The 19,833-nt window shown below is 71.0% G+C and carries 22 protein-coding genes and 1 pseudogene; 12 read left to right on the forward strand and 11 right to left on the reverse strand.

Annotated elements, in window-relative coordinates; genetic code table 11:
- Positions 1–80 precede the first annotated feature (80 nt).
- A complete protein-coding gene (locus tag J2S46_RS25030) occupies positions 81–890 on the forward strand; it encodes an LOG family protein (RefSeq protein ID WP_073926260.1) in 810 nt (269 codons plus the stop codon).
- Between the two features lie 146 nt (positions 891–1,036).
- On the opposite strand, the gene folP is transcribed toward J2S46_RS25030, so the two are convergent.
- Positions 1,037–1,849 (reverse strand): dihydropteroate synthase, encoded by an 813-nt coding sequence (folP, locus tag J2S46_RS25035; protein WP_073926382.1) that lies wholly within the window; start codon positions 1,847–1,849, stop codon positions 1,037–1,039.
- A 174-nt stretch (positions 1,850–2,023) separates the two neighbouring features.
- Here folP and J2S46_RS25040 point away from each other — a divergent pair, with 174 nt between their 5' ends.
- Complete coding sequence (locus J2S46_RS25040) at positions 2,024–2,467, forward strand: DivIVA domain-containing protein (protein WP_190209556.1); 444 nt, start codon at positions 2,024–2,026, stop codon at positions 2,465–2,467.
- Entirely contained in the window at positions 2,464–3,042 is a 579-nt protein-coding gene (locus tag J2S46_RS25045; RefSeq protein ID WP_191289385.1) for a DNA-3-methyladenine glycosylase I, read from the forward strand. Before J2S46_RS25040 ends, J2S46_RS25045 begins: the two co-directional genes overlap by 4 nt.
- Before the next feature lie 94 nt (positions 3,043–3,136).
- On the opposite strand, the gene J2S46_RS25050 is transcribed toward J2S46_RS25045, so the two are convergent.
- Positions 3,137–3,937: an enoyl-CoA hydratase-related protein gene (locus J2S46_RS25050; protein ID WP_191289386.1), complete on the reverse strand. Its 801-nt coding sequence runs from the start codon at positions 3,935–3,937 to the stop codon at positions 3,137–3,139.
- A 309-nt stretch (positions 3,938–4,246) separates the two neighbouring features.
- On the opposite strand from J2S46_RS25050, the gene J2S46_RS25055 reads away from it, so the two are divergent.
- Positions 4,247–4,414, forward strand: coding sequence for a DUF3117 domain-containing protein (locus tag J2S46_RS25055; protein ID WP_014137929.1), 168 nt, complete (start codon positions 4,247–4,249; stop codon positions 4,412–4,414).
- Positions 4,415–4,545: 131 nt separating this feature from the next.
- Here the strand turns inward: J2S46_RS25055 and J2S46_RS25060 are convergent, their stop codons facing one another.
- The gene (locus J2S46_RS25060; protein WP_370882330.1) at positions 4,546–5,247 is read right to left on the reverse strand and encodes an O-methyltransferase; all 702 of its coding nucleotides are present in this window, start codon (positions 5,245–5,247) and stop codon (positions 4,546–4,548) included.
- Between the two features lie 266 nt (positions 5,248–5,513).
- Between J2S46_RS25060 and sigE the strand changes: the two genes are divergently transcribed.
- From sigE to J2S46_RS25080, 4 genes are all read left to right on the forward strand, one after another.
- Positions 5,514–6,230: an RNA polymerase sigma factor SigE gene (gene sigE, locus J2S46_RS25065; protein ID WP_370882237.1), complete on the forward strand. Its 717-nt coding sequence runs from the start codon at positions 5,514–5,516 to the stop codon at positions 6,228–6,230.
- Positions 6,227–7,345, forward strand: a complete 1,119-nt coding sequence (locus J2S46_RS25070; RefSeq protein WP_191289388.1) for a zf-HC2 domain-containing protein — start codon at positions 6,227–6,229, stop codon at positions 7,343–7,345. Before sigE ends, J2S46_RS25070 begins: the two co-directional genes overlap by 4 nt.
- Before the next feature lie 114 nt (positions 7,346–7,459).
- Complete coding sequence (locus J2S46_RS25075) at positions 7,460–7,903, forward strand: sec-independent translocase (RefSeq protein WP_191289389.1); 444 nt, start codon at positions 7,460–7,462, stop codon at positions 7,901–7,903.
- Between the two features lie 212 nt (positions 7,904–8,115).
- Positions 8,116–8,811, forward strand: a complete 696-nt coding sequence (locus J2S46_RS25080) for a hypothetical protein (protein WP_370882238.1) — start codon at positions 8,116–8,118, stop codon at positions 8,809–8,811.
- A gap of 130 nt (positions 8,812–8,941) precedes the next feature.
- On the opposite strand, the gene J2S46_RS25085 is transcribed toward J2S46_RS25080, so the two are convergent.
- From J2S46_RS25085 to J2S46_RS25105, 5 genes are all read right to left on the reverse strand, one after another.
- The gene (locus tag J2S46_RS25085) at positions 8,942–10,180 is read right to left on the reverse strand and encodes a tyrosine-type recombinase/integrase (protein WP_191289390.1); all 1,239 of its coding nucleotides are present in this window, start codon (positions 10,178–10,180) and stop codon (positions 8,942–8,944) included.
- A 198-nt stretch (positions 10,181–10,378) separates the two neighbouring features.
- Positions 10,379–10,645: a helix-turn-helix domain-containing protein gene (locus J2S46_RS25090; RefSeq protein ID WP_191289391.1), complete on the reverse strand. Its 267-nt coding sequence runs from the start codon at positions 10,643–10,645 to the stop codon at positions 10,379–10,381.
- Between the two features lie 1,201 nt (positions 10,646–11,846).
- Positions 11,847–13,184, reverse strand: coding sequence for a YfjI family protein (locus J2S46_RS25095; protein ID WP_191289392.1), 1,338 nt, complete (start codon positions 13,182–13,184; stop codon positions 11,847–11,849).
- Between the two features lie 686 nt (positions 13,185–13,870).
- Positions 13,871–14,131 (reverse strand): helix-turn-helix domain-containing protein, encoded by a 261-nt coding sequence (locus J2S46_RS25100; RefSeq protein WP_191289393.1) that lies wholly within the window; start codon positions 14,129–14,131, stop codon positions 13,871–13,873.
- The gene (locus J2S46_RS25105; RefSeq protein ID WP_191289394.1) at positions 14,128–14,592 is read right to left on the reverse strand and encodes a hypothetical protein; all 465 of its coding nucleotides are present in this window, start codon (positions 14,590–14,592) and stop codon (positions 14,128–14,130) included. Before J2S46_RS25105 ends, J2S46_RS25100 begins: the two co-directional genes overlap by 4 nt.
- Before the next feature lie 172 nt (positions 14,593–14,764).
- On the opposite strand from J2S46_RS25105, the gene J2S46_RS25110 reads away from it, so the two are divergent.
- From J2S46_RS25110 to J2S46_RS25125, 4 genes and pseudogenes are all read left to right on the forward strand, one after another.
- Positions 14,765–15,133: a GntR family transcriptional regulator gene (locus tag J2S46_RS25110; protein ID WP_191289395.1), complete on the forward strand. Its 369-nt coding sequence runs from the start codon at positions 14,765–14,767 to the stop codon at positions 15,131–15,133.
- Between the two features lie 175 nt (positions 15,134–15,308).
- Positions 15,309–15,464: pseudogene (locus J2S46_RS25115) on the forward strand (helix-turn-helix domain-containing protein); the annotation flags it as partial.
- Positions 15,465–15,620: 156 nt separating this feature from the next.
- Positions 15,621–16,208, forward strand: coding sequence for a hypothetical protein (locus J2S46_RS25120; RefSeq protein WP_229912631.1), 588 nt, complete (start codon positions 15,621–15,623; stop codon positions 16,206–16,208).
- 39 nt (positions 16,209–16,247) lie between these two features.
- On the forward strand, positions 16,248–16,826 hold the full coding sequence (locus J2S46_RS25125) for a peptide deformylase (RefSeq protein WP_229912590.1): 579 nt from the start codon (positions 16,248–16,250) through the stop codon (positions 16,824–16,826).
- A 42-nt stretch (positions 16,827–16,868) separates the two neighbouring features.
- Here J2S46_RS25125 and J2S46_RS25130 read toward each other — a convergent pair whose 3' ends face one another.
- The 3 genes from J2S46_RS25130 to J2S46_RS25140 all read right to left on the reverse strand — a co-directional run bounded on the left by J2S46_RS25130 (position 16,869) and on the right by J2S46_RS25140 (position 19,791).
- Positions 16,869–17,813, reverse strand: coding sequence for a hypothetical protein (locus J2S46_RS25130; RefSeq protein WP_191289396.1), 945 nt, complete (start codon positions 17,811–17,813; stop codon positions 16,869–16,871).
- 235 nt (positions 17,814–18,048) lie between these two features.
- On the reverse strand, positions 18,049–19,209 hold the full coding sequence (locus tag J2S46_RS25135; protein WP_073926253.1) for an Mrp/NBP35 family ATP-binding protein: 1,161 nt from the start codon (positions 19,207–19,209) through the stop codon (positions 18,049–18,051).
- A gap of 57 nt (positions 19,210–19,266) precedes the next feature.
- Positions 19,267–19,791, reverse strand: coding sequence for a DUF1003 domain-containing protein (locus J2S46_RS25140; protein WP_073926379.1), 525 nt, complete (start codon positions 19,789–19,791; stop codon positions 19,267–19,269).
- Between the last annotated feature and the right edge of the window lie 42 nt (positions 19,792–19,833).

Genomic DNA, 19,833 nt, shown 5'->3' on the forward strand with positions numbered 1-19,833 from the left:
GTCCGGGCGCCACCTGCCGTCCCCGTACCGACCCTCCGCCGTTCCCCCGAAACGGGGGGTGACAGGCGTAGGGTTTCGTCATGACAGGCACAGGAGACGAGAAGCACTACGGGCACGGCCCGGAGCAGGTCGGCGCGCCGGGGCGGAAGAAGGCCTGGCCGGAGAAGCAGAAGGGCCCGGTGCTGGTGCGCCGGGACCAGGTCGGCACCAGCACCACCGACCAGCGGCTGCTGGACACCACCGGCCCCACCGACTGGCTGCACACCGACCCCTGGCGGGTCTGGCGGATCACCTCCGAGTTCGTCGAGGGCTTCGGCGCGCTGGCCGAACTCCCCGCCGCGATCAGCGTGTTCGGCTCGGCCCGGACACCGGTCGACTCCCCCGAGTACGCGGCCGGCGTGGCCATCGGCCGGGCCCTGGCCGAAGCCGGCTACGCGGTCATCACCGGCGGCGGCCCGGGAGCGATGGAGGCCGCCAACCGCGGCGCCTCGGAAGCCGGCGGGCTGAGCGTGGGCCTCGGCATCGAGCTGCCCTTCGAGCAGGGCCTGAACGAGTTCGTCGACCTCGGGTTGAACTTCCGGTACTTCTTCGTCCGCAAGACGATGTTCGTGAAGTACGCCCAGGGCTTCGTCGTGCTGCCGGGCGGCCTCGGCACCCTCGACGAGCTCTTCGAGGCGCTGACCCTGGTGCAGACGAAGAAGGTCACCCGGTTCCCGGTGGTCCTCTTCGGCAGCGCCTACTGGGGCGGGCTCTTCGAGTGGCTGAAGAACACCCTGGTCGCCGAGGGCAAGGCCTCGCCGAAGGACCTGGAGCTGTTCCACATCACCGACGACATCGACGAGGTCATGAAGATCCTCGCCGAGACCCGCCGCCCGGACCACGAGATCTGACCCGGGGAACGGCCCTGCCCCGGGACCGCCGGGACCACCCCTCCCGCAGCCACGACCCGCGGGAGGGCGCCCCGCGTACGGTCACCCGGCAGGGCCGTCGACCGTCGGCACCGGCGCGCCCCGGAGGCGGGCCGAGCCCGGGAGGATCAGGCCAGCCCCCGCCGCGCGACCGCCGGGGGACGGCTCCCCCTGATCGAGGCGACCATGTCCAGCACCTGCCGGGTCTCCGCGACCTGGTGGGCCCGGTAGATCCGGGCGCCGAGCCAGGCGGAGACGGCGGTGGTGGCGAGGGTGCCGAGCAGCCGCTCGTCCACCGGGCGGTCCAGGGTCTCGCCGACGAAGTCCTTGTTGGAGAGCGAGACCAGGACGGGGAACCCGGTGGCGGTCATCTCCGGCAGCCGCCGGGTGGCCTCCAGCGAGTGCCGGGTGTTCTTGCCGAAGTCGTGGCCGGGGTCGATGATCAGCGCGTCCCGGCGGACGCCGAGGGCGGCCGCGCGTTCGGCCAGGCCGACGGTGACGTCGAGGATGTCGGCCATCACGTCCTCGTACCCCACCCGGTGCGGGCGGGTGCGGGGTTCGGCGCCGCCGGCGTGGGTGCAGACCAGTCCGGCGTCGAAGCGGGCGGCGACTGCGGCGAGTTCGGGGTCGACCCCGCCCCAGGCGTCGTTCAGCAGGTCCGCGCCGACCTCGCAGACGGCCTCGCCGACCTCGTGCCGCCAGGTGTCCACGCTGATCACGGCCTCGGGGTGGCGCTTGCGCAGCTCCGCCACGAACGGCACGGTGCGCCGCAGTTCCTCCTCGACGGTGACCTCGTCGCCGGGGCCGGCCTTGACCCCGCCGATGTCGAGGATCGCCGCGCCCTCGGCCACCGCGCGGTCGGCGGCGGCGAACGCGGCCTCGTCCGCGAAGGTGGCTCCCCGGTCGAAGAAGGAGTCCGGGGTGCGGTTGACGATGGCCATGATCACCAGCTCGTCGTCGCCGAATTCACGCGGTCCCAGGCGCAGTGCCACCGATGTCTCCTCCTCAGCTGCTGCGGGTGCGATGATGGCCCCCGGCCTACTCGGGGACCATGCTCGCACTTTGTAGGGGTCGGCACGCTTGGCGGGGCCGATCGGACGTCTGGAGGACAGCTCGTGTTCTGGGTGATCGTGGTGGCGATGGCCGTGGTGGTCGGCGGCGCCGCGCTGGTGGCGCTGGGTGGTGGCGGTTCGCTGCCGGAGGCGGTGCAGGACCGGCTTGCCGCGCGGCTCCCGCAGGACCGGCCGTTGAGCCGTCATGACGTGGACGAGATCCGGCTGCCGATGGCGGTGCGCGGCTACCGGATGGACGAGGTGGACGACGTGCTCGACCGGCTCGGTGCCGAGCTCGCCTACCGGGACTCGCGGATCGCGGAGCTGGAGGCCGCCGCCGCCCTGCGGGGCGCGGTCGAGGCCGGCCCGGACGCCGAGCCCGGCGCCGAGCCGCTGCCGGGCCTGGAGGAGTTCGCCAAGGTGGTGGCCCCGGCCGCCTCGCTGGAGAAGACCTCGCAGCCGGCCGCCGGCGGCCCGGTGTCCGACGAGCCGCTGGCGGATCGTTGAGCGGCACGCTGGCGGGCCCGGACGGCCTGCTGCGCTGTGCCTGGGGCGAGTCGGCGGAGGACTACCGGGAGTACCACGACACGGAGTGGGGCCGCCCGGTCCGGGGTGACGACGCGCTCTTCGAGCGGGTCTGCCTGGAGGCGTTCCAGTCCGGGCTGTCCTGGATCACCGTCCTGCGCCGCCGGGAGGGGTTCCGGGCCGCCTTCGCGGGCTTCGAGATCGCGAAGGTGGCGCGGTTCGGCCCGGCCGACGTGGAGCTGCTGCTGCAGGACACCGGCATCATCCGGAACCGGGCGAAGATCGAGGCCTCGATCGCCAACGCCAAGGTGGCCCGCGAGCTGGACGGCGGGCTGGACGCGCTGATCTGGGGCTTCGCCGGCGATCCGGACCGGCCGGCGCCGCGGACCCTGGCCGAGGTGCCGGCCGTGACGCCGGAGTCGACGGCGCTGGCCAAGGCGCTGAAGAAGGAGGGCTTCCGCTTCGTCGGCCCGACCACGGCGTACGCGCTGATGCAGGCCTGCGGGCTGGTGAACGACCACCTGGCGGACTGTCACGTCCGGACCGGCCGGGCGTAGCCGCCCGGGCCCGCCGGCCCGCCCGGGCCGTCACGTGCCACCCGTGCGTCGGCGGTCCGGGCCGCCCCGGGGGAGGCCCGGACCGCCGACGGTCTCAACGGCCCAGGTAGACCGGCGGCCGCTTGGCGATGAACGCGTCGACCGCGATCCGGTGGTCCGCGCTCCCGCCGGCCAGGGTCTGCAGCTCGTCCTCCTTGTCCAGGAGCTCGTCCAGCGTGTGCGAGGCGCCGTAGGCCAGCGACTCCTTGATCGCGCCGTAGGCGACCGTCGGCCCTTCGGCCAGCTGCTGGGCGAACGCCCTGGCCGTGGCCTGGAGTTCGGCGGCCGGGACGACCTTGGTGGCCAGGCCCAGCTGCAGCGCCTCGGCGGCCCTGACCGTCCGGGGCAGCATCAGCAGTTCGGTCGCCCGTGCGTGTCCCACCAGCCGGGGCAGCGTCCACGACGCGCCCGAGTCGCTGGTCAGCGCCACGCCCGCGAACGAGGTGTTGAAGCCCGCCGTGTCGGCCACGATCCGGAAGTCGCAGGCGAAGGCCAGCGACGCGCCCGCGCCGGCGGCGACCCCGCCGACCGCCGCGACGGTCGGCTTGCGCATCCCGGCGAGCGCGCGGACCAGCGGGTTGTAGTGCTCGGCCACCGTCCGCAGCGCGCCCTCGCCGGTCTCCTCGGCCCGCTTGAGCAGGCCCAGGTGCTCCTTGAGGTCCTGGCCGACGCAGAAGGCCTTCTCGCCGGCGCCGGTGAGCAGGACGGCCCGCACGGCCGGGTCCTCGGCGACGGCGGCGACGGTGTCCCGCAGGGCCACCTTGGTGGGGGTGTCCAGCGCGTTCATCGCGTCCGGTCGGTTGATGGTGACGACGGCGAGGCCACCGTCCAGCTCGTACAGCACGGAGTCGGACATGAGGGTGTGGGCTCCCAGCTTTTGGTGGGTGGAGGGTGGAGCGGGTCGTGTGTGTCAGGATGCCGGAGCCGGCGGCCGCCTGGGGAGTGTGAGGTATCGCACCTTTCCCGGGCGTCGGTATCGCCGTCCTGGTGGGGCTTCTGGCATGAAATCTCCCGCTATCGGCGGGTCCGGGCACGGTTGTGCTCGGAGTGATGTTGGTCATCAGGCCGCCGCATGCGGGATAATGGCTTCCGATCAATGCGTTCGATACCGGCGGTGGACGGACAGCCGGTACTTAGCTGAGCGGTTGCAGGAAGGGGAACGAGCATGGCGGCCATGAAGCCGCGGACGGGTGACGGCCCGCTCGAGGTCACCAAAGAGGGGCGGGGCATCATCATGCGCGTTCCGCTGGAAGGCGGCGGACGCCTGGTGGTGGAACTCACGCCGGACGAGGCCGACGCCCTGGGCGAGGCTCTGAAGAAGGCTTGCGGCTGACCGCAGCGGGTGTTCCCCTCTCATCTCCTTGAGATGTGCACGGAGCCCGGGCCGACACACCGTCGGCCCGGGCTCCCTGGCGTCCGCGGGCGGGCCCGCGCGGTCGCCGACCCGCCCGGGCCAGGGCCGGATCAGCGTTTGACCGCGCAGAGCAGCCCGTCGCTGACCGGCAGCAGGGCGGGCAGCAGGTCGTCGCTCTCCCGGACGTCGCGGACCAGCTCGCGGACCGCGTGGGTCTGCGCGTCCCGGTGGGAGGGCTCGGCGAGCCGGCCCTCCTGGAAGACGCCCTCGAAGCAGACCATGCCGCCGGGGCGCAGCAGGCGCAACGATTCTGCAAGGTAGGACTGGGACTCGGCCGGGTCGCCGTCGCAGAACACCAGGTCGTACTGGCCGTCCGCGAGGCGTGGCAGCACGTCCAGGGCGCGCCCGGGGATGAACCGGGCCCGATTGGCCGCGAAGCCGGCCGCGAGGTACGCCTCCCGCGCGAACTGCTGGCGGACCGGCTCGGAGTCGACGGTGGTCAGCACCCCGTCCGGCCGCATGCCGCGCAGCAGGTAGACCCCGGACACGCCCGTCCCGGTGCCGATCTCGGCCACCGCCTTGGCGTCGAGCGCGGCGGCCAGCAGTCGCAGGCACGCCCCGCCGCTCGGCCCGATCGCGCGGATGCCCGTCCGCGCGGACTGGGCCCTGGCGTAGGTCAGGACGGCGTCCTCACCCACGTAGGTGTCCGCGAGGGCCGCGTGCGCTGACCCGAACTCGGTGATGGCTGCCTCTTTCGGAGCGCCGGGTGCCGGCCCTGTGCCGACCGGATGTCGATATTTCCTGGCACAGATTACTGGCCGCCCGGGAACCGCGTCCGGCGGCGGGCCGTTGGTGAAGTCGGGAACGGGCGATGGGAGTGCGTACCGAACGGCCGACAACGCACGGCAGGGGTGCTCGACCAGGGGTTGAGCACTTTTATCCGGATCTGACGGGTGAGGTGGATATGGTGGTGGCCCTGCTGGGCAGAAGAGCCGACCGAGGAGGTGTGGCCGAGGGCGACGTCCCTGTGCGGCGGCACCACCGCGGCACCACGTCGGCCCGTACGCCGGAGCCCGTGATGAACCAGCCTGCGCAATCCCCCCTGGACAAGCCGGCCGACGCCACCGCCGAGGCCCCCGTTGCTCTGGCGACCTTCGCCGAGGGCCCCGACGCGCAGGCCTGGACCCCTCCCTCCTGGGAGGAGATCGTCGAGGCGCACAGCGCCCGCGTCTACCGGCTCGCCTACCGCCTGACGGGCAACCAGCACGACGCCGAGGACCTCACCCAGGAGGTCTTCGTCCGGGTCTTCCGCTCGCTCTCCACCTACACCCCGGGCACCTTCGAGGGGTGGCTCCACCGGATCACCACCAACCTCTTCCTGGACATGGTGCGCCGACGCCAGCGGATCCGCTTCGACGCCCTGGGCGACGACGCCGCCGAGCGGCTGCCCAGCCGTGAGCCCAGCCCGGCCCAGCACTTCAGCGACACCCACTTCGACGCCGACGTCCAGCAGGCGCTCGACACCCTCGCCCCCGAGTTCCGCGCCGCCGTGGTGCTGTGCGACATCGAGGGCCTCTCCTACGAGGAGATCGCGGCCACCCTCGGTGTCAAGCTCGGCACCGTGCGCAGCCGCATCCACCGCGGCCGCTCGCACCTGCGCGCCGCGCTCAAGCACCGTGCCCCCGGCTCCGCCCCCGGGCGCGAGCGCCGCGGCGGCTCCGACGAGCCGGTGGCGGTCGGTGCGGTCGGCGGTGACGCGGGAGCCACCGACCGGCGTGGACGGGGGCGGTCGTGAGCGGTGTCGGCCGGTCCGGTCCGCACGAGTCGTCCGGCAGGGCGGCGTCCCGCCGTGGCGGCGGCTGGGCGCAGCTGGGGCGGCGCGGTGGCGCCGATCCCGAGCCGGCGGCGCCGCAGGTACCCGTCGGGCCGGAGAGCGGGCTGCTCCCGGTCGCGGTCCGCAGCAGCGCGGAACCCCCCGCGGAGGAGCACCATCTCGGTGAGCGCCTCTCCTCCTTCGTGGACGGCGAGCTCGGCCACGACTCGCGCGACCGCGTCCAGGCCCACCTGGCCACCTGCCCGCAGTGCCTGGCCGAGGCCGACGCCGGCCGAGCGGTCAAGCACCTGCTGACCCACACCGGCACGCCGGCGCCCTCCTCCACCCTGATGGCCCGGCTGCTCGCGGTCGGCGCCCTCGGCGAGCAGCCGGACGGCGACGCCCCGCCGGGCCGGGACCAGGACGGCCGGGAGCGCCACGACGACCACGACGATCACCCGGACGGCGGCCGCGGCGGCTCCGGCGGCGGCCTGGCGGCGGTCACCGGCACGCTCGGCGGCAGCCGGCTCACCGGCGGCTCGTTCGGCCGCGGCGCGGGTGCCTCCTTCGGCGGCGGCGCGCTCGGCGCGGACGCCCCGCTGCCCGGTGTGGACCCGAGAGCCTTCGGCCGCGGATCCGTGCTGCGCCCCCTGATGGGCCGGCGCGGCCCCCAGGCGGGCCCGGACGGAGCCGCGGCGGCCGCCGGGCCGGGGGCACCCGCCCGGTCCGCCCCGGAGCCCTCCGGGGCCGCCGGGCGCCCGGTGCAGCCGCGGGCCCGCCGCTTCGTCTTCGCGGCCGCCGCGGCCGGTGCCTTCTCGGTGGCCGCGGTCACCCTGGGCGGGGTGGGCGGCCTGCCCGCCCCGGTGGGCGACGACCGGCCCGGCACGGCGGTCACCCCGGCGCGCGGCCCGGTGGGCGGCGCCCCGGTGCCGATGAGCGGGCAGGTCCCGGTCGACTTCCCGGTGCTGCCGGTGGCGGCGACCCGTACCGCGGTCGCGCCCGGCGACTCGGGCCGGCTCCCGGCCGGCGGCAGCCCCTACGGCGGGGCGCCGTACAACGGCGGCTACCACGGGGACGCTCCCGGCCAGCCGCGCTGACCCCACCTGCGGCGATCGGTGGGACTTCACCACGGCTTCATCACCTGGAGGCCCCGGTACCGGCCGACGGCCATTACCCTGTAGGGACGCCGACCGGAGAGTGTGGGAGCTTGCGTGTTCACAGACATAGGCACACTTGAACTCCTGACCTTGGTCATCATGGCCATCGTGATCTTCGGCCCGGACAAGCTCCCCAAGCTGATCCAGGACACGATGGGCTTCATCCGGAAGGTCCGGTCCTTCGCCGACAGCGCGAAGGAGGACATCCGCAGCGAGCTCGGCCCGGACTTCAAGGACTTCGAGTTCGAGGACCTGCACCCGAAGACCTTCGTCCGCAAGCAGCTGATGGGCGGCAACGAGGACCCGCTGGGCTTCAAGGACATCCGCGACAGCCTCGACATCAAGTCGGTCCTGGACGACCGGCCGTCCCCGTCGGTGAACGGTCGCTCGGGCTCGGTGAGCATGGAGAAGACCGGGCCCGTCGAGTCGGCCGCCGCCGCCGGCGGCGCGCCGCTCGCCGCCGGCGAGCGCCCCCCGTTCGACCTGGACGCGACCTGATCCCCGGCCCCTCGCCGGCGTGAGCACGACGCGCCAACGCCCCGCCCGGCCGGTCGGCTGAGCGGGGCGTCGGCATGTGCGCCGCTATTGTGCTGATTGTCTCCGTCGCGCCGGACGGCCGTTTCCAGGCCGGACCGGAGCGGCGGGCACGCCGTGGCACGCCGTCATCGGAGCGCGCCGCGGCAGGGAACAGGCGTTGAGGAGGCCCGGGGATGGACGCGACGAGTCATGCGGTGGGAACGGCCACGGCCGGCGGACCGGAGGCCGGCGCGGCGTCCGGCGCCGTACCGGGCGGCCGGGCCCGCCCGGTGGACCCGCTGCTGGCGTACCGGGCGGCGGACTTCCCCTGGTACGGGCTGGACGAGGGCTGGACCGGCCGCCGCTGGCTGATGCAGGCCGGCTCCGGCGTGCGGGCCGGTCAGAGCGCCGGCGTCGACTACGGCACCCTCGGCCACGGCGAGGAGCCCGCCAAGCAGTACGAGGCCCGGGACGTCCGCCGCTTCGCGGTGGTGGTCACGGTGGCCCGCCGGGACGTGCGCCGCAGCGCCGACAACACCGGCACCCTGGAGGCCACCTCGGCCTCCTCCGCCGCCTGGCTGGCCGGCTCCGGCCTGCTCGCCGCCACCTGGCCCGGCCAGCTGGACCGCGCCCTGCGCCAGGACTGGATGGACCAGCAGACCGCCCTCGCCTGGGACCTCGCCGACGACCTGGAGGGCCCCGGCTGGTCCGCCCTCAGCCTCCCGGTCAACGGCCTCCCGCAGCCCTTCCGCTACCGGGAGTCCGAGTACGGCTGGGTGCTCGCCGGCGAGGCCCCCGGGGTCCTGCTCGGTGCCTACGGCAGGGGCGTCAGCGCGTACGGCGTGGGCTTCGCGACCGTCCCCGACCTCACGGCCTACACCCGCCCGTAGGCCCCGCGCGCCCCGGAGAACGGCGAAGGGCGGGGCGGTGTGTCACCGCCCCGCCCTTCGGCGCCGTCAGGACGGCGTCAGAACTTGTTCAAGTCAGCCCGAAGGGGCGCTGACCTGCTGTTATCCATCGCTAGCTAGGCTCTCGGGCCGTCGTCGGGCCGTCATCGGGATCCGGGCCGCCTCCGAAGGCTTGGTCGATGGCTTCCCTGGTCCGCCTCTCACTGCTCGGCATCAGGTGCGTGTAGGTCCGGAGGGTGAAGCCCGGGTCGTGGTGCCCCAGGTACTCGCTCAGTGCCTTGATGCTCTCCCCGGCGTCGAGCAGCACGGAGGCGTAGAAGTGCCTGAGTGCGTGCATTCCGTTCTCACGGCCGCGGGGAATCCCCGCCGCCGACAGGGCCGGCCGCCACGTGTCGACGTTGAACCGGTTGCGGTTCAGGTTCCGTTGCTTGGCATCCACGAACAGGAGGCGCGCGGTTGTCGGCGGTCCGTCCACTCCGCGCCAGGGCAGGGTGACGCTGGTCGGCGGGCACGACGTGACGTGGGCCTGGAGTACCCGGGCCACAGAGTTGGGCAGCGGGACCGTTCGCATCTTGCCGCCCTTCGGCAGCGAGAACACGGGGCGGTTCCTGATTAGGCGCACCTGTCGGACTAGGTGCACCACACCGTCCGCGAAGTCGATGTCGTCCACCGCGAGACCGAAGATCTCGCCCTGGCGCATGCCGCATCCGCCGGCGAGGTCCACCATCGGTCGTTGCCCTTCCGGGAAGGACGCCCGGACAGCCAGCACCCGATCCCGAGTCCAGGGTGCGACCCGGCGGGCAGCCAACTTCGGCGCCCTTACTGACGTGGACCGGCACGGGTTGCTCGGGATGATCCGGTCCTCGACAGCTGCGGTCAGCATGGTCCCGAGGTTCGCGAAGACCGCGCGCTGTGAGGCGGGCGCCATCCCGTGATCTGCCAGTTTCACCAACCACTCGCGAATGTCCGACGGCCGGAGCGAACTCAGCGGGCGACTGCCCAGGTGGGAGACCACGTGGAGCCGAATGCGCTGCTCGGTGGTGACGTACGACAGCGGATCCATATTGAGAGAGGCCAACCACTTTTCGGCGAACTGCTTCACGGTCGCTCGCCCGGCATTCGGGTCGATGTACTGCCCGCGGGACATGTCTGCCTCGATCTGGGCGAGCCACTGGTCTGCCTGGCGCTTCTGGCGGTCGGGGAAGGACTGACTCTTCTCGGTGCCGTCCGGGCCGATGTACCGGGCGCGGTAGCGCATGCCGGTGCCGTGCCGGTCGGTCTTGACCTTTTGGGGCTTGCCGTCGGGGGCGGTCTCGGTCTTGTACCAGCGGTCTTGGATGTGTCCGGCCATGGTCAGAGTCCTTCGGTGTGGCGGGTCTCGGGGCGGGTGGCGGTAGCGCCGGTGGGTGGGGGCATGAGGGTGCTCCGGGGCTGTTTTTGGGCGTGGCTGGGGAGGGTCGCTAGCTGCTAGCGACCTGATCAGGTGGGCTATGGGGTGCTACTGGGGGTGCTACCGGTAGCGGGGTGGGGCGCTACCGGTAGCACCGGTTCACGCGGCGTCGTGGGTCTGGTCGGCGACCCATCGGGCGACGGCGGCGGGGTCGTAGCGAACGTGGCGGCCGACGCGGAATCCGGGCGGGCCGGTGTGCTTGCGGCGCCACTGGTAGACGGTCTCCAGGGGGACGCCGAAGAGGGAGGCGATGTCTTCGGGGCTGAGGTAGCGGGCGGGCAGGGCCGCCGGGGCGCCGGCGAGCCCGGCCTTCTCGCGGCGGTGCTCACCGAGGGACCTCACGGTGCCCTGCTGGCGGTCGGTCATGAGCGGTCTCTCCTCGCGGTGGTGGGAAGAGCGGGGTACCTGGTTCTGGCGGCGGGGGTGACAGGGCGGGTGACAGTCGGGGTGCCAGTCGCCGACTGTCGGGGTCGCGCGCGCGTTACCCGGGGTTTCGGGCTTCGGCCGACAGTCGGTGACTGGCGCCTGTCGGGCGGCGGGCTGGTGGTCGGGCGGGGCGACCAGCAAGAGGAGCACCCCCGTCGGGGGCCGGTGCTCTTCTTGGTGTTTGGGCGAGCGTGGGCGCGGGTCGGTCACGGTGGGTGGTGTCCGGTGGAGTGCCAGGGCCGTCAGGTCGGTCCGGGGTGGGGTGTCAGGGCCGTCAGAGAGGGGCGTCAGGTCTGCCGTCAGGAGGTGTCAGGAGGGGTGTCAGACGCGTCAGACGGGCCTCGCGCGCACGCGCTACCTGGGGAAATCGGCCCTCTGCCGTCAGACGCGTCTGACACCTGACGCCCGCCGGCCCCCTGGGTCGGGAAGGGTTGCTCTGGGTGAGGGAGGGAGGCGCCCACCGCCGACGGGGGCCGCCTTTCGGGAGTCCGGCCGAGTGGCCCGGGGTGCCTCCCTGCCTCCCTGGGAGGGGAAGTGCGCTGCTCAGGGCGGGGAGGGGGATCAGGGAGGCGGTGAGGGAGTTCTCCCTGCCTCCCTGGCGGCTCCCTTCGCTTCGGTGCCCGGCCGGGGCTGGTGATAGCGCTTGCGGCGGAGGCCGGAACCTGGGGTTCGGGCCGTTTCGGGTCTTCCAGTGCCCCGGGGTGCTATCTGCTATCGGGCAGGTCAGCCGCTGTCGGGGGCGCTATCAGGGCTGCTATCGATAGCGGGGGGCCCTGCTATCGATAGCGACCCCGGGACCGGCCACCGGGGCGCCGCCGGAACTTGGTGGGGAGCGGGCGCGGGGCTCGGGGGTGTCCAGTTTTCTGGACAGGCGGGGTGTCGCCGGGGTGGTGGTGGGCATGGTGTGGCGTTCCGTTCGGTGGTTGGGGGTGGTCCGGAAAAGCCGGAAAGGTTGGAAAGGGTTCTGAGCTGGGGTTTTGTGTGGCGGAAAGTGGTCCGCGATGGTCCGGAAAGGGGTCCGGTAAGGGTCCGGTGGTTGCGGGCCGGGGGCTTCGCGGACCATTCCGGACCGCTTTCCGCCGCGCGTTTGCGCAGGTGGGAGGGCTTTACGATCTTTCCGGGCTTTCCGGACCGGGGCCGGTCAGTCGGGCGGGGCGTAGAGGTAGACCGTGGTGTGGCGGCCGCCGTTGGGCACCTGGGCGGCGGCGAAGCCCGGCAGCTGGCAGAGCCGGGCGGTCAACTCGCTGCGCTGGGTGGCGTTCTGGCGCTTGAACATGACCTGCACCTCGGACTGGGTGAGCCCGCCGGGGGCGGCGGCCTTGACGGCGGCGGCCAGCTTGTCGAGGTTGGGGTCGCCGGTGCCGCCGGCGGCCGGGCCGAGGATGTGGGCGGCGCTGGCGCGGGCGTAGCGGATGAGGGCCCATGAGGCCCGCAGGTGCTGCTCTTCGATGCGGTCGCTGTGGTCGAGGAGGGCGTAGACCATGGCGGCGCGCTTGGCGTAGGGGGCGGCGCGGGCGGTGAACTCGGCAAGGGGCCCGTCGTCATCATCGGCGCCGGACAGGGCCGGGTAGACCTCTTCGCGCCAGAGCTGTCCGGCCGCGTCGGTGAGCTTGACCTCCCCGACCCGGCGGGCATCGGCGAGCACGGTCCGCCACGTGTCGGCCAGCCTCTCTACCAGGTGCTCGGGGGCGCCGGTGGCGTCGGGCAGCGACAGGTTGCGGTGCACGAACACCGGCAGGAACCGGTTGTACGTGCCTCCGGCCAACTCGGAGTCCTGCATCTTGGCGCGCAGCTCACGCGGGGAGATGTGCCCGATCAGGGCGATGTGCGGGGCGGTGGAGCGCATCGCCTCACGGTTCATCACACCGAGGTCTTCACCGTTCCACGCCTGCCGCAGCACCCCACCGAGGGAGGAGCCCTCGCGGCGGGCGCGGGCCATGGTGATGCCGTACTCCGACTCCACCACCCACAGCCGCTTGTCCACGACGCCCTCACCGCCCTTCGCGGCCTTGCCGGGCTTGGGGTCGGGGTCGCCGTCGCGGACGGCTTCGATCAGGCCTTCCCCGGAGGACAGGCCGGAGGGCATGTGGTTGGCGACGAACTGCGGGTCGGCGGCCTTGAACAGCCGCTTGACGGTGTTGCTGGCTGCACCCTTGCGGCCGGCGGCGGTGGCTCCGACGGTCAGGGCCCAGATCAGGGCGGGGTGGCGGTCGTTGCCGATCCACAGGAACGGGCCGGGGCCGATGATGGCCCCACCGGCGGACAGCAGGTTCACCAGGATGGCGACGGGGTCGGCCTCGGTGGTCGGGTCGAGGTCCCGGACGGTCTGCCCGACCCACCCGGTGAACACCTCCGGGTCCGGCACCGGGCCGGGCCTCGCGGGGCGCTCCGCGTCGGGTCGGGGGTCGTAGAGCGGGTTCGCCGCCCGGGTTGGTCGGACGTCGTCGGGCGCGGGCGGGGGCTGGGTTTCGACGGTCATCGGGGTTCTCCGGCTGCTAGGCGGAAGGGTGGTCGGTCGGGTGCGGGGCTGGTGGGTCGCGCATCGGTCGGTGTCTCCGGTCGGGTGCGGCGGTCGGGTGCCGATCGGGGAGAAGGGCGCTTCTCCGGGACGGGCGGGGGAGCGGGGCTGGTCGGCGGTGGCCAAGGAACCGCCGAACGGCCTGTCGGGGCAGATCAGAGGGCGACCGTTGAGGCCTGCTGCCCGCCCGGAGAAGCGCTGTTGTCGGTGACCGGATCGGGCAGGGCGGTCGGCCGACTGACCGGCGTCCGGTGGGCGCCCTCTTTTGCTGATCAGCAAAGAGAGGTGGGGGGGTCGGTCGGGTGGGCGCCCACCGCAGAGTCGGTGGGCAGTCGGTGGGCAGTCGGGTGGGCAGTGGGTGGGCAGGGGTGCCCACCACCGCGTCGACGGGCGGTCGAAGAGGCCGACCGGACGGGGGCGGGTAAAGCGCTTTCTCCGCCCCGCGCCGGGTGAGGCCTGTCCCGGTGCCCACCGGTGGGCGGGGTGGCGCTCACCGGTTGCTCACGGACGCTCACCCGTGCTCACCTGTGAGCGGCGGCCGCTCACGGTGCCCACCCGGTGGGCGGTGGCCGCTCACCGCTTTTGCGGAGGAGACCACCACCCGCTCACGGGTGCTCACCGGGTGCTCACCGGTGAACGGGTGGTGCTCAGCGAGCGTTGGCGATCACGCCGTGCGGGATGCCTTGGGCCTTGAGATAGGCCCGGAAGTCCTCGCGGCGGATGCGGATGGTGCCCCGGCCGGTGCCCACCCGGTAGGACGGCAGACGGCCCGACTTGACCTCCCGGTAGGCGGTCTCCGGGGAGATGCCCAGTGCTCGGGCGACCGGGACCACCCTGAGCGGTTCGTCCGAGCCGTACCCGGCCAGGTCTGCCAGCAGTGCGACGGGTGACAGTTCCGAGGTGCTCATGCGCGCATCCCGCCCTGGCCGACCTGCTGGGAGGAGCACAGCACCTCGCGCGGACCAGGGACCGGGGTGCCGGGCGCCTCAGGGGCGGTGACCCCGAAGAGGTGGGTGATGGCGTGCCCGAGACGGATGGAGAAGTCGTTGAGGTTGGAGGAGCGACGGCCGGTGTAGATGTCCATCGCCATCTCGGCGAAGTCCTCTGCCGCACCCAGGTCCGTCTGGGCGACGGCGAACCACAGGCACTCAAGGATCTTCGACTCGTCCAGGGTGTCCAGGTCTTCGGCCATGAGCATGGAGCCCGGGGTGAAGAGCAGGCGGCCCAGGATCTCCGCGAACGTCAGGTTGATCGTGAGCTGGACCGCCACACGGGGGGCGGTCTCCAGCGCGTCGGCATCACCGAACACGTCCACGGACGAGCGGACCGGACCGGCGGACAGTGGCTGAGCAGCGAGCGTTGCAGGCATGATGGAACTCCCTTTCATGGGGTGTGGGGCGGCGTGCTGACTTGGCGGAAAGGCGCCGCTCCACAGGTTTCCGTGGGCTTCCTTCTGACACCTATGCTGACCTAGGTGTATCAACCTGTCAACTGGATCGGCCTAGGTGTGTTAGGTCGTGGCAGCGGATAGGCTGGACGGCATGACTGTCTCCAGCGATGACGACCGCGCCCCCTACGTCCAGGTCGCTGACGCGCTCCGTGACGAGATCAGCTCCGGCGCACTTCAGCCCGGCCAGAAGCTTCCATCTGCACGGCAGTTGGCCGACCGCTTCGGTGTGGCTGTCATGACGGCATCCAGCGGGGTGCGGGTGCTCCGGGAGGAAGGCTTGGTCTACTCGACCCAGGGGCGCGGTACGTTCGTCCGCCGACCTGACGAGGATGCGGCGGCTGCCAGTGTTCCCGTGAGCCGCGGGCTGGCCGGCCGGGTCGAGGAGCTTGAGGCGCAGGTGGAGAACCTGACCGAACGACTGGGCGCCCTGGAGACCCTGCTTGCCGGTCGAGAGGGCTAGCCGAAGTGGCGGCCATGAGGTGGAGCGAGGCTCCGCGGTTCGCATGGTGACTCCCTTTCAGCTCTGGGGTTTCTGTCTGGCAGAGTCAGCAAAGCGCATGCCAGGACAGTGATTACAGGCTGAGAGTCGATCACTCACAGGTCACTCACAGGCACAGTTCTCAGGGGGGGACGAGATGCCAAGCGAGACGCCAGGAGCAGAGCCATTCATCGCGGAGTTGAAGCGCTGGAGGGACGTACGGGGCCTGTCGCAGTCAGCGTTGGCTAAGGCGGTGGGCTACACGCCGTCCTACGTCTCGAAGGTGGAGAGCGGCCACCAGAAGCCGTCTGCACCCTTCGCTGAACAGGCTGACCGGGTGCTGCACGCCGGCGGAGCGCTCCGCCGGGCGTTCAGGGAGATCGAGCCGCCCGCCCGGCTCGAAGCGGTGGGCCTCCATCCTGCGGACCCGGATTCCGTGGCGGGTGACAATCAGCCAACGAGCGTCATCGTGAAGCACGATGATGCCGAGCTGTACTACGACGGCCACACCTACCGTGCCACCCAGCGCCGCCTGCTCTACAACGCGAGTCCGGACCCGATCGCCCGATACCTGATTCGCATCTCGGTCGACCGCTACCCAGGTAGCCCGGAGCGCTCTAACCGGCTCTACCGGGAGAACCCCCTCACCTGGGAGGAGATCGACCTCAGTGCGCGGGTGGGTAACGAGCCGGTCGGTTGGCGCGTCCAACACGACCGGGACGCCTTCAAGGAACTCTGGCTGCTGTTCGAGAACGAGGACGGCCGGTACCCGCTCTATCCGGGAGAGAGCACCTGGATCGAGTACTCGTACACCGTCAGCGACGACAAGTGGGGCACCTGGTTCCAGCGCGCGGTCCGGCTGCCCACGGAGCGGCTGAGCGTCCGGCTCAACTTCCCGACCGAGCTGGACCCCGCCGTCTGGGGCACCGAGACGACCATGACTGCTGAGGCCTTCCCCCTCCGGACCGCGATCCGTCGGGACCCGTCCGGGGACCGGCAGGTCTTCTCGTGGACCACCGATGACCCGCCACTGCACGCCCGGTACCGCCTGGAGTAGAAGTTCCGCGCCCGGCCCAACCCTGAGGAGACTGCGCCCGTGTCCGCCAACACCGCCAGCGAGAAGATGCGATCGATCGGAGTTGTCCAGGCCGGCGACCCAATCCTCACCGGACAGGCCCGACCCTTCGACCTTCCGACAGAGTCGGAGGACGTCCGCCGCGTGGTTGCCGAGCTCAACGCAGCCGCCGAGCGAGCTGCGGGCATCCACAACTTCAGCAAGGGCTTGGGCGTGGCAGCGCCCCAGATCGGCATCGACCGTGCGGCGGCCATCGCTCGCACCGCAGATGGCGAGACCATCACCCTGCTGAACCCGCGCGTGATCGAAGAGTCTACCGAGATCGACGAGCAGTACGAAGGCTGCTGGAGCTTCTTCGACGTTCGCGGCATGGTGCCGCGGCCGCGTGTCATCACGGTCGAGCACCAGGACATCGACGGCCAGCGCCGGATCACTATCTTCGAGGATGGCGTGGCCCGGCTTGTGGCTCATGAAATCGATCATCTTGAGGGCGTTCTTTACACGGCGAGAATGCGCGGCGGGGCTATGCCAATTCCCGTGTCCGAGTATCGGGGGACTGGAAAAAGCTGGGACTACGGCGAGGGATCGACGAGTCGCTAGGTTTTTCGATGAGATCGGCTACCAGTGCCCAGCTCATCCGATTTAGAGGTCCTCCATGAAGTCCAAAAGGGAGGCTCGACCATCGGCCTCAAAAAGCGGGTACTGGGGAAAGTGGAGCCCCGATGGATTGACGGTGGGGGATCCGTAGGCAGTGTGCACATTGATGCCATGGAATTCCAAGATGATCATATTGACTTCTAGGTCAAGGCATTCGGAAAGGGAGACGTGCTGCGGGTCTGGGAAATTATTCTTGAAGATGATGTTATATTTGGGCTGAAAGTGTCGAATTAGCCCAGCTTCCGCAATTGCCACACCTTCGTGGCCATTGAAGTCTTTATTGTTAATTACTTTTTTAAATATCCGGCTTAGGTGATTCATATCCTCCTCGTGTGACACGACGCCGGGGTCCGTTGGATGCATGCTGGATAGGGTTGCAACGTCCGTGATGGCGCAGAGGGTCAGCCATGTTTCGCGGTCGGGTCGCTGTTCGGAGTAGATTTTTTGCAGCGTGCTATGACTGCTGAGGCGGTCAAAGGCTTGCCGCTCGCCGGTTTTTCCGAAAGCCTGCCCAATGTAGAGGATCTCTTGCTGGGTCCACTCGGGCTTGACGCCGAGTGCGACCAGGAGGGTGTGCACGTTTCCGGTGATGATCGTTTCTCCCGTTGCGGCGTCCGCAAGGGAAAAATCCTCATAGGGGTACTCGGCATGCCAGGAGATCTCTCCGCTGAAGCCTTCGACGGTGCATGCAAAGCTGAATTCGTGTGGGTTGAATGCCCCCTCGACTTGCCTTCTCGCTGTGGCTTTGCAGATTCCATTGGCGATGGTGACCGACTCGGGAAGAATCGAGATTCGGTTCGCTTGGCTTACAACGTAAATATGGCAGGCGGGATCTCTGGGAACATCTGCAGTCTCCAGATCCTTTTGTCGCCCCACTAGCTGTGGACTAACGACAATCGTGAGGCCTACCTCTGTGCCGTACTTTCTCACGAACCCCCCTGTTCTGACAGTGGCTCATATCCTATCGGCTCATGTCGGCACTGGGCAGGGAGGCGAGCCTGCGACTGCAAGCGAGAGCCCAGGGACGGTCCTGGGAAGGATCCCGGGGCCGTCTCTGGGCCGTGTGAGGTCAACCAGCGCCAAGCAACAGTGACAACTGGCGACGGGATAGGGGCTGGCCAGCGCACCGGAGCTATCCCCGGCCGCTGACCAGCCCGCTACCCGATCAGAACTTGTTCTTCGGGGTGAGCCCCAGCGAGAGACCGGACAGGCCGCGCTGGCGGCCGCCCAGCTTTCCGGCGACGGAGCGCAGGGCGGCGCCGGCGGGGGAGTCGGGGGCCGCGAGGACCACCGGGGTGCCGTCGTCGCCGCCCTCGCGCAGGCGGACGTCGATCGGGATCGAGCCGAGGACGGGGACGGTCGCGCCGACCGAGCGGGTGAGCGCGTCGGCGACGGTCTGGCCGCCGCCGGTGCCGAACACGTCGATCATCTCGTCGCAGTGCGGGCACGGCATGCCGGACATGTTCTCGATCACGCCGACGATCTTCTGGTGGGTCTGCAGCGCGATGGTGCCGGCCCGCTCGGCGACCTCGGCGGCGGCCATCTGGGGGGTGGTGACGATCAGGATCTCGGCGTTGGGCACCAGCTGGGCCACCGAGATCGCGATGTCGCCGGTGCCCGGCGGCAGGTCGAGCAGCAGGACGTCCAGGTCGCCCCAGTACACGTCGGCCAGGAACTGCTGGAGCGCGCGGTGCAGCATCGGGCCGCGCCAGACCACCGGGGCGTTGCCCGGGGTGAACATGCCGATCGAGATCACCTTCACGCCGTGCGAGGACGGCGGCATGATCATGTCCTGGACCTGGGTGGGACGGCCCTCGACACCCAGCATCCGCGGCACGCTGTGGCCGTAGATGTCGGCGTCGACCACCGCGACCTTGAGGCCGTCGGCGGCCATCGCGGCGGCCAGGTTGACCGTCACGGAGGACTTGCCGACGCCGCCCTTGCCGGACGCGACCGCGTACACCCGCGTCAGCGTGCCCGGCTTGGCGAACGGGATCTCCCGCTCGGGAGCCCCGCCGCGCAGCAGGGTGGAGAGCTCCTTGCGCTGCTCGTCGCTCATCACGTCGAGCTCGACCTCGACGGCGGTGACGCCGGGGACGGCGGCGACCGCCTCGGTCACCCGGGTGGTGATGGTCTCGCGCATCGGACAGCCGGAGACGGTCAGGTAGACCGCGACGCGCACCGCGCCGTCCTCGGCGATCTCGACCGATTTCACCATGCCGATCTCGGTGATCGGTCGGTTGATCTCCGGGTCGTTCACGGTTGCCAGCGCCGCCCGTACGGACTCGTCCGTGACGCCGGCCGCAACCTCTGTCTCGTTGGCCATGCCTTGATGGTACGGCGCGCCGCGGCGGCGCCCGACTCGCCGGTAGCGTGCCACCGGTCACAGCAGTTCGGAGGGCTCCCGGCGCTCGTCGATCTCCTTGAGCAGCGACTGCAGCTCGGAGCGGATGAAGTCGCGGGTGGCGACCTCGCCGAGGCCCTGGCGCAGGGCGGCCACCTCGCGGGTGAGGTACTCGGTGTCGGCGATGTTGCGCTCGCTGCGGGCGCGGTCCTGCTCCATGTTGACGCGGTCGCGGTCGTCCTGGCGGTTCTGCGCCAGCAGGATCAGCGGCGCCGCGTAGGAGGCCTGCAGCGAGAGCATCAGGGTGAGGAAGATGAACGGGTAGTCGTCGAAGCGCCAGGCGACCGGGCCCACCGTGTTCCAGCCGACCCAGACGATGACCACCACCGTCATCCAGACGATGAACCGGCCGGTGCCGAGGAAGCGCGCGATCCGCTCGGAGAGCTTGCCGAACGCCTCCGGGTCGTACGCGGGCAGCGTGATGAGGCCCGGCCGGGCGGTCCGCGGCTGGTCCAGCCGGCTGCGCGCGGCGGTGCCGCTGCTGCCGCTCTCGGTGCGCTGCATCCGGCTGCCTTCGCGGGCGCGCTTCTCGCGCAACTGGCGCAG

Source organism: Kitasatospora herbaricolor (assembly GCF_030813695.1).
In the GTDB taxonomy this organism is placed as follows: Bacteria; Actinomycetota; Actinomycetes; order Streptomycetales; family Streptomycetaceae; genus Kitasatospora; species Kitasatospora herbaricolor.

Coding starts and splice junctions, on each gene's coding strand:
- J2S46_RS25030 (WP_073926260.1), top strand. CDS start 81: ATGACAGGCACAGGAGACGAGAAGCACTACGGGCACGGCCCGGAGCAG.
- folP (WP_073926382.1), bottom strand. CDS start 1,849: ATGGCCATCGTCAACCGCACCCCGGACTCCTTCTTCGACCGGGGAGCC.
- J2S46_RS25050 (WP_191289386.1), bottom strand. CDS start 3,937: ATGTCCGACTCCGTGCTGTACGAGCTGGACGGTGGCCTCGCCGTCGTC.
- J2S46_RS25055 (WP_014137929.1), top strand. CDS start 4,247: ATGGCGGCCATGAAGCCGCGGACGGGTGACGGCCCGCTCGAGGTCACC.
- sigE (WP_370882237.1), top strand. CDS start 5,514: ATGAACCAGCCTGCGCAATCCCCCCTGGACAAGCCGGCCGACGCCACC.
- J2S46_RS25080 (WP_370882238.1), top strand. CDS start 8,116: ATGGACGCGACGAGTCATGCGGTGGGAACGGCCACGGCCGGCGGACCG.
- J2S46_RS25085 (WP_191289390.1), bottom strand. CDS start 10,180: ATGGCCGGACACATCCAAGACCGCTGGTACAAGACCGAGACCGCCCCC.
- J2S46_RS25090 (WP_191289391.1), bottom strand. CDS start 10,645: ATGACCGACCGCCAGCAGGGCACCGTGAGGTCCCTCGGTGAGCACCGC.
- J2S46_RS25095 (WP_191289392.1), bottom strand. CDS start 13,184: ATGACCGTCGAAACCCAGCCCCCGCCCGCGCCCGACGACGTCCGACCA.
- J2S46_RS25100 (WP_191289393.1), bottom strand. CDS start 14,131: ATGAGCACCTCGGAACTGTCACCCGTCGCACTGCTGGCAGACCTGGCC.
- J2S46_RS25105 (WP_191289394.1), bottom strand. CDS start 14,592: ATGCCTGCAACGCTCGCTGCTCAGCCACTGTCCGCCGGTCCGGTCCGC.
- J2S46_RS25110 (WP_191289395.1), top strand. CDS start 14,765: ATGACTGTCTCCAGCGATGACGACCGCGCCCCCTACGTCCAGGTCGCT.
- J2S46_RS25135 (WP_073926253.1), bottom strand. CDS start 19,209: ATGGCCAACGAGACAGAGGTTGCGGCCGGCGTCACGGACGAGTCCGTA.
- J2S46_RS25140 (WP_073926379.1), bottom strand. CDS start 19,791: ATGCAGCGCACCGAGAGCGGCAGCAGCGGCACCGCCGCGCGCAGCCGG.